General features: G+C 65.7%; 10 protein-coding genes and 1 pseudogene. 7 read left to right on the top strand and 4 right to left on the bottom strand.

Annotation, left to right across the window (positions count from 1 at the left end; translation table 11 throughout):
• Window positions 1-159: 159 nt before the first annotated feature.
• On the bottom strand, window positions 160-429 hold the full coding sequence (locus AB0O36_RS36820; protein WP_365118325.1) for an Imm51 family immunity protein: 270 nt from the start codon (window positions 427-429) through the stop codon (window positions 160-162).
• On the opposite strand from AB0O36_RS36820, the gene AB0O36_RS36815 reads away from it, so the two are divergent.
• The 7 genes from AB0O36_RS36815 to AB0O36_RS36785 all read left to right on the top strand — a co-directional run bounded on the left by AB0O36_RS36815 (window position 376) and on the right by AB0O36_RS36785 (window position 5319).
• Complete coding sequence (locus tag AB0O36_RS36815; protein ID WP_365118324.1) at window positions 376-1167, top strand: polymorphic toxin-type HINT domain-containing protein; 792 nt, start codon at window positions 376-378, stop codon at window positions 1165-1167. The genes AB0O36_RS36820 and AB0O36_RS36815 overlap by 54 nt on opposite strands.
• Before the next feature lie 263 nt (window positions 1168-1430).
• On the top strand, window positions 1431-1661 hold the full coding sequence (locus AB0O36_RS36810) for a hypothetical protein (protein ID WP_365118322.1): 231 nt from the start codon (window positions 1431-1433) through the stop codon (window positions 1659-1661).
• A gap of 133 nt (window positions 1662-1794) precedes the next feature.
• Entirely contained in the window at window positions 1795-2622 is an 828-nt protein-coding gene (locus tag AB0O36_RS36805) for an IS5 family transposase (protein WP_365118327.1), read from the top strand.
• Window positions 2619-3017 (top strand): hypothetical protein, encoded by a 399-nt coding sequence (locus tag AB0O36_RS36800; protein ID WP_365118321.1) that lies wholly within the window; start codon window positions 2619-2621, stop codon window positions 3015-3017. The genes AB0O36_RS36805 and AB0O36_RS36800 overlap by 4 nt, the downstream gene beginning before the upstream one ends.
• Window positions 3018-3223: 206 nt before the next feature.
• Window positions 3224-3844, top strand: coding sequence for a hypothetical protein (locus AB0O36_RS36795; protein WP_365118319.1), 621 nt, complete (start codon window positions 3224-3226; stop codon window positions 3842-3844).
• Between the two features lie 164 nt (window positions 3845-4008).
• The gene (locus AB0O36_RS36790; RefSeq protein ID WP_365118318.1) at window positions 4009-4773 is read left to right on the top strand and encodes a hypothetical protein; all 765 of its coding nucleotides are present in this window, start codon (window positions 4009-4011) and stop codon (window positions 4771-4773) included.
• Window positions 4774-4866: 93 nt separating this feature from the next.
• Complete coding sequence (locus tag AB0O36_RS36785; RefSeq protein ID WP_365118316.1) at window positions 4867-5319, top strand: hypothetical protein; 453 nt, start codon at window positions 4867-4869, stop codon at window positions 5317-5319.
• Between the two features lie 63 nt (window positions 5320-5382).
• Here the strand turns inward: AB0O36_RS36785 and AB0O36_RS36780 are convergent, their stop codons facing one another.
• The 3 genes and pseudogenes from AB0O36_RS36780 to AB0O36_RS36770 form a co-directional block, all read right to left on the bottom strand.
• Complete coding sequence (locus AB0O36_RS36780) at window positions 5383-6213, bottom strand: hypothetical protein (RefSeq protein ID WP_365118314.1); 831 nt, start codon at window positions 6211-6213, stop codon at window positions 5383-5385.
• Between the two features lie 195 nt (window positions 6214-6408).
• A complete protein-coding gene (locus AB0O36_RS36775; protein ID WP_365118311.1) occupies window positions 6409-6909 on the bottom strand; it encodes an N-acetyltransferase family protein in 501 nt (166 codons plus the stop codon).
• Window positions 6909-7109, bottom strand: a pseudogene (locus AB0O36_RS36770) (phosphotyrosine protein phosphatase); the annotation flags it as partial. The pseudogene AB0O36_RS36770 and the gene AB0O36_RS36775, both read right to left, overlap by 1 nt.

The raw sequence follows: 7109 nt of genomic DNA, 5'->3' as shown, positions 1-7109 counted from the left end.
TACCCCAACACCAGGCAGTAGAAGGTCCGCAATCTGAGCCCCACCCATCACGCCTGATAGCTGCCCAACTACCCCCAAAATAGCGACAGAGCCCAAGAATTGGACCAGAGCCCTGATGCGGCCCCGGGTTCCGGTCAGTTGTGGCCCCACTCACGAGCCCTATCTGTCCAGGAAGCGAGGATCGGCCGTCAGGATGCACTGGCTGAGGAGTTCGCGGCTGTGGAAGGCGGAGTGCAATAGGACGGCCAGCTCCGTGAGGGCCCTGAGGTCGCTGCTCGAGACAACGAACGTGCCGGCTTCTGATCCGAAGTGGAGCTTGTCCGCGCTGGCGGGCATTCGGGAATTGACCAATGACTCGGCCAGCCCCTCCCAGCCATGACCATGGCTCTCGGCGTTGTGCTCCTCGAAGACGTCGGCAACCTGCTCCATGTCGCCGTCGACAATCAGCCAGTGATGCTGCCGGTACCGAAGCCAAGGCTGCGAAAAGTGAATCTGACGCCGACGTGGACGCTGTCAGCGCGGAATCCCGAGGCGGCATCGGGTCCGGCATGCAAACTGAACAGCTTCCCCACTGGGACCAGCGTCCAGATGGCCGATGGAACGACCAAGGAAATCCAGGACGTCAGGGTCGGCGACACCGTCATGGCCACTGACCCCCAGACCGGCAAAACTCGGCCCAAGAAGGTCCTCGCGACCATCACCACCCCGGACGACAAGGAGTTCACCGACCTCGCCCTGAGCGACGACGCAGCCCCCCGCGGCCCGCCGTCCAAGCTGACCTCCACCCGCCGCCACCCCCACCGGAACGAAACCCGCAAGCAGTGGGTCGACGCGGGCGACTTCTCCCCGGGCGGCCAGCTCATCCAGCCCGACGGCCGTACCCCCACCGTCCAGTCGGTCCTCAACTACCCGGCCGCCGTCACCACTCACAACCTCACCGTCGACGACTTCCACACGTACTATGTGCTTGCTGCAGCACCTCTCCTGGTCCATAATTGCTCGCTCTCCGATGCCACGGACCTTGACTTGTCCGCAACCGCTCTGGCACCCATGCCAATAAAGGGAAACAAGGCATTCAACCCCAAATGCAACGCGACTGAAGCGGGCAGGGCAACCCAGAAGCGCACGGACCCTATTAAGCGATCAGCGGATCACGTAGCAAAATAGAGCCCTACCTCCAGGGCGCCGACCGCCTCAAGGACAAGGAAGCCCTGAACACGGCAAGAAGGGCCATCCTTGCGGACGTCCTCGGGAATCCAGCCAGCACAAACAATCTCGGCAGCCTCTGCACGCTACGGAGGGGCTGCGCTAGATGTCGTGGACACCACAGCAGAGGTGGGAGCTAGATGGAGCCTCCGCAACGGCGGAGCCTTGACGTTCGAGGGGTGGCTGTGAGGAAATTTTCTGTGCAGGGTCGGCAATATTTGGCCATGACAATCCTGAGCGACTTCGACGACTTCGATTCGATGGAAGTTGCAGAGTTGATTGACGGAAGTCGAGGCGATCTTCTATTGGAATTTCGCTTCGACTCAAACTCGGCGCGCTTGATCGCTATCGGGGCGGAGGTGGAAATTCCTCTACTTAGGGCAGCCATTGAGGTCTTTAGGGGTGAATTTCTTGATCCGCTACGGTTGGCAGGAGAGCCCTGCCCTCCCTGGTAATGGACTCTGAGAGGCCGGTTCGTGAGGCTTCAGGTGGTTCTGGCATCGCCTGATGGTGTGGGTGTGGTCTGAGTCCGCCGGTTCCCGGTCACTGATCTGCTGATATGACGAGGAGACTGAACGCAAGCCGTACCTGAGTGACTTATCGGACGGGCAGTGGGCGTTGATCGAGCCGGTGATCACGGCGTGGAAGGACCGGCACCGCTCGGTCAGCGGCCACCAGGGCGCCTACGTGATGCGGGAGATTGTGAACGCGATCCTCTACCAGGGTCGGACCGGCTGCCAGTGGGCCTACCTCCCGCACGACCTGCCGCCGAAGAGCACGACGTACTACTACTTCGCCGCCTGGCGGGACGACGGCACCGACCAGGTTATCCACGAACTCCTGCGCTGCCAGGTCCGTGAGAGGGCCCGCCGATTAAAGGACCCGACCCTGGTGGTCCTGGACACCCAGAGTGTCCACGCGGCCGCTGGCGTCCCCGCCTCCACGACCGGCCGGGATCCGGCAAAGCGGGTCCCGGGCCGCAAGCGGGGCCTGGCCGTGGACGTGCTCGGGCTGGTCATCGCGGTGGCCGTCCTCGCCGCGAACACGCACGACAACACCGCGGGCGTCGCCCTGCTGGACCAGGTCGCCGAACACACCGGCGGAACCGTCGAGAAGGCCCTTGTCGACCAGGGCTTCAAGAACCAGGTCGTCGCGCATGGAGCCGGCCTGGGCATTGACGTCGAGATCGTCGCGCGCAACCCACAGGAGAGGGGGTTCGTTCCGCAGCCCAAGCGGTGGAGGGTCGAGCAGACCTACGGGATCCTGATACTGCACCGGCGCTTGGTTCGCGACTACGAGCACCGCCCCGCTTCGTCCGCCTCCCGCGTCTACTGGGCCATGACCCACGTCATGGCCCGCCGCTTCACCGGCGAGAACACCCCCACCTGGCGCGAGCCACAGGCGGTGGGCGTGTGAACATCCAGCCCCTGCTCGAGGCACTCGACATCCAGGAGGACGCCGCCCGGGCCCTGGCCGACGACCTCCGCACGCAGATCGGCGAACTGCAGACCCGCCTACGGGAGGCCGAAACCCACCTCGAGCACCTCGCGATCACCCGGAAGACCGTCACCGGCCTCGCCGACCGGCTCCCGGCCGTCGCGCCGGACCTGCCCGAGCACCCGGACTACCCCCGCATCCTCGCCGTCTGCAACGACACGTCCGGACCGCTGCGGGCCAAGGACGTCTGCGAAGCCATCGACCACGAACTGCTGCCGAAGAGCATCGAAGGCACCCGGGCCAAGCTGAAACGCCTGGTCAAGCTCGGCATCCTCACCGAAGCCGACACTGGCAGCTTCACCAGGAAGCAGTAGTCGACACCAGCAGCATTGGCCCAGCCTCACCCAGAAGCGGACATGAACCCACGAACCTCCTCTCAGGATCTGTTGTCGGCGTGCATGAGCATCGTCAGGGCGATGACGGATTCGAGTGCAGCCTCCTGCCGAGGGCGCCTGAACGGAGGAGGGCTTTGCGCTGATCGCCCGGATGGGTGCGAGGCCGTGCTTCACAATGTCTCTCTGTGACCAGCACCTGGATGACCACGGCCATTGCGATTGTCGGCACGCTGCTGGGCAGCGGACTGACGGCGTTTGTAACCGCTCGGACTGAGCGGCGGAAGAATGAGGCTCTGGAGCGGCAGCAGATACGCCAAGAGGCCGCACAAGATCGCGCTGCGCTTCGCGAATTGCGGGTGGAGCACCAGAAGTGGCGCCGGGACCGCCGCCAAACTGCTTACAAGAACTTGATGGATGCAGCTCATGAAGCGCAGGGGGCTATCTGGCAACTGGCAAGGCTGACCCTGGAGCCCTATGACCAGCATCGTTATGACATATGGCGTGGTGCAGCCATCGATGCGGTACGGGCAACTCGGCAGGCTGCGAGCACAGTTGAGCTCGAAGGACCCGCTGCTGTCGCGCAGGCTGGCGCCGAGTACGCCGAAGCCATCGATCAGCACATCCACCCACCCATTCAGTACCTGATGGAACTGAGTAGGGGGCCGCTGACTGATGAGCAGAAGGATCGCTATCGCTCCTCAGCTGCGGAAACGGGCCTTCACGTGGATGACATGCAGCGGCACTTTGTCCCTCTCGCGCGTGCGGCCCTGGACGAGTTGATGGACGAGGCTGACCAGCGGACGTAAGCAGCCTTGCCCCAGCCTCACCCAGAAGCGGACATCAACTCACGAACTTCCCTCTCAGTGCTTCTCGCCTAGTCCGTGGGGAACGAAGCCAGCCCACGTATGCACCGGATCCTCGCCTGGCCCGGTACACGCGAGAGGGCGAGTGCCTCTGGTCGACGCCGATCGTGCTCGGTGCGGTGTCGTTCCCGGGTGTGGTGGAGATGGGAGACCGGACCGGATGGGAGGTCCGGCCGCGTGAGCCTTGGGTTCCGGAGGAGATCGGCGTAGACCACTGGGAGCCATTGCTCGTAGCGGCGGACCGGATCGCAGCCAGCTTCACCGACACACGGGGCGGCATCGGGCGGACGTTCTTCCTCGACCTGGACAGCGGCGAGATCGTGTCGGCCACCTCTCCCGCTCCCACCGGCCGAAAGGCGATAGCTGGCCCTGGCCAGTTCCTGATCGGATCCCAGGGCTATGGCGCGTTCACGACCGGCCGTTTCGGCCGGGACGGCGCCGAAACCGCGTGCTGGGCCAGCCACGGAGCCATGCTCGTCGACAAGAATGGCAGCGCCAGCGGCCCCGAGCTCGAAAATCGCCTGCCATCGAGATCACGTTTCCGGCGGCTCGCACCAGACAACAGCCTCGTGGACGGGCCGGCGCTGACGGGCTACTACACGTCCTACCCTGCGATGGACTGCGAGGGAACCGCGGTGTTCTGGCGCGACGGCAAGCTGATCGCCGTGGACACAGATCTCGCCGGACACGAGCTGTTCGCCATGGACGACAGCCGAGCCGTCATCGGTCGCGCGCTCCTGCTGGACGAAGGCGTCGTCGCCATCTCCCTGGACAACGAGGTCCTGCTTTTCTGTGCACCGCTGGGCCGCCTGGGCGAGGGACCCTGGCCGTGCGGGGAAGGGAACCTCCAGGGCAATCCTCTGCTGAGCTAAAAGTGCCGGCTGAGCCAGAGCGCGACCGGGCCACGTGCGTACACGCGCGAAAAAGAGATGCCGGCTCCTGGCCTGCGCAGGCAGGATCTCTCCATGTCGACCGACGTCAGCGGAATGATCGAATGCCGGCCGGGGGCCCGCCTATGGGGCCCCGACGACGAGGACTCCGTATGGGAAGTCGGCATCGATCTCTTCCTCCTCAACAGGGGCAACGCCTACGACGGCCTGGCCTGCCTCTTCGGAGTCCGAAACTCCTTCGGCTTCCGGCCCCTGGCGGAAGATCGTGGCTTCCCGGTCGACGCCTCGGATGGGCTGCGAGCTGAGTTCGCCGGCTACGGCGGCCCCCACGATGTGCACGGGACTACCTGGCTGACCTGGGCCGAGCTGGACACCACGGACTGGCAGGAGACCAACTCCTCAGGGACACGAACGCGCGCCTCAGCCGCAGGGGACGACACCGACTGGGGCCGGGTCTGGAGCGTCATGCGCATCCTCAGCGAAGTCCACGGGGCCGAGAACGTACGCCTCGTCGTCTGGTTCCACTGACTCGCAGCTGAGCAACCGGTTGGCCACTGAGTGTTGTAGTTGGCCGGAGTCACTTACCGACGTCTACCGCCCGATCCGGCGGGCCGTGCGGGATTGCGTGCGCAAGGCAGGCAGCCGGGCGGTGTCTTCCGCTCCGGCCAGGCTTTCGCCCAAGGTCAGCAGCGAGAGGAGCCGCACCGGCCGACCGGCGGTGGCGGCGGCCTCCAGTTTGTGGTGTCCGTCGAGGAGGAAATGGGTCAAGCCCCAGTGCACGAAGTAGTCGTCTCCTCGGTCGATGGCGGGCTGGCACACGTCCAGGGTGGAGATCGCCACCGCCGTGGGGACCGTTCCCTGCTCCATGAGTGCGACGTATTCCTCGACACGCTCCCGCTCGTTCCACGTCGGGGGAACCATGGGCACGACGAACTCGTAGAGGTGGGCGTCCGCGTCGACCGCGGTCTCGAAGGTCCGGTAGTACGCGGTGTGGGGGTACTCCGGAAGGCCCCAGAACTGATCGATCCCCCACGTCGTAACCTGTTCGCCGCTGAAGTAGTCGCCCTCTCTGCCGGGGATGACCAGCCGGGGTTCCACCTCCAAGAGCAGCGGAAGGTACTCGCCCTTCGGCAACAACGTGCCGAACGCATCGATCACGCCGCCCTCGTCCGGATCGTCCAGCGTTCCGGTGAGCCGTTCCTGCATGCTCTCCAGGGACAACTTCTCCCGCGCGGTCTCCAGCCGGCGGAACAGGAGCGGGCACGTGCCGCAGTAGAAGCTGAGCTCGAAGGCAGGCTCGTCGTCGACCATGAGCAAGCGGCGCCGCGGTCCGCCGCCGAGCTCCTGCAGTTCCGCATCGAAGGTCAACCGTGCCTCGGAGGCCGGGATGCCGAGACTGCGGGGGTCGCCCGTTTTGATCATCACGGGTCGACCGTACGGGACACCGTTAACAGGCTCCACCGGGTACTGAGCGTGTATCTGGCCGGACGGGCCAACTACGACGCTCAGTCACAGCATTTGTGACCGTGCACGTTAGTTGGCCCTTGAGTACGCTTGTTGGCCCGTGTGCGTGCTACCTGGCCTGCGTGAAAACCGTGGCCGGAGCGTGCAGGGCGGTCAGCTGATGAGGCTGCGGCGTTCGACGAGGACGACGTCGCGCCATGCCCCGTGGTGGCGGCCGATGCGTTCGCGGGTGCCGATGATGCGGAACCCGGCGCGGTGGTGGAGGGCGAGGCTGGCGGTGTTCTCGGGGAAGATGCCGGACTGCACGGTCCAGATGCCGGCGGCGTCGGTGGAGGCGAGCAGCGTGGTCAGCAGGGCGAGGCCGACGCCGCGGCCGCGGGTGTCGGGGTGGACGTAGACGGAGTGCTCGACGACGCCGGCGTACGCGCACCGGTCGGAGACCGGCACCACGGCGGCCCACCCCAGCACCCGCCCGCCATCGAGCGCGACCAGGCGGTGGTCGGGCAGCTTGGTGCTGTCGAACGCCTCCCAGGTCGGGGCGGTGGTCTCGAAGGTGGCGTTGCCCTCGTCGATGCCGAGCTGGTAGATCGCAAGGACCTGCCCGGCGTGTTCGGGTCGCAGGGGCGCGATGCGCACGCCGGTGTCGGTGGCCATCACGCTGCGGGCTCGATGCCGAGTTCGGCGAGCAGGCCGCGGATGCGCCGCTCGATCTCGTCGCGGATCGGCCGGACCGCCGCCACGCCCTGGCCGGCGGGGTCCTCCAGCTGCCAGTTCAGGTACCGCTTGCCGGGGAAGTAGGGGCAGGCGTCGCCGCAGCCCATGGTGATCACCACGTCCGAGGCCTGCACCGCCTC

This window comes from Streptomyces sp. NPDC089799, assembly GCF_040684755.1.
In the GTDB taxonomy this organism is placed as follows: Bacteria; Actinomycetota; Actinomycetes; order Streptomycetales; family Streptomycetaceae; genus Streptomyces.
The sequence above is the reverse complement of the archived record's forward strand: the minus strand, read 5'-3'. Positions and strand labels throughout refer to the sequence as shown.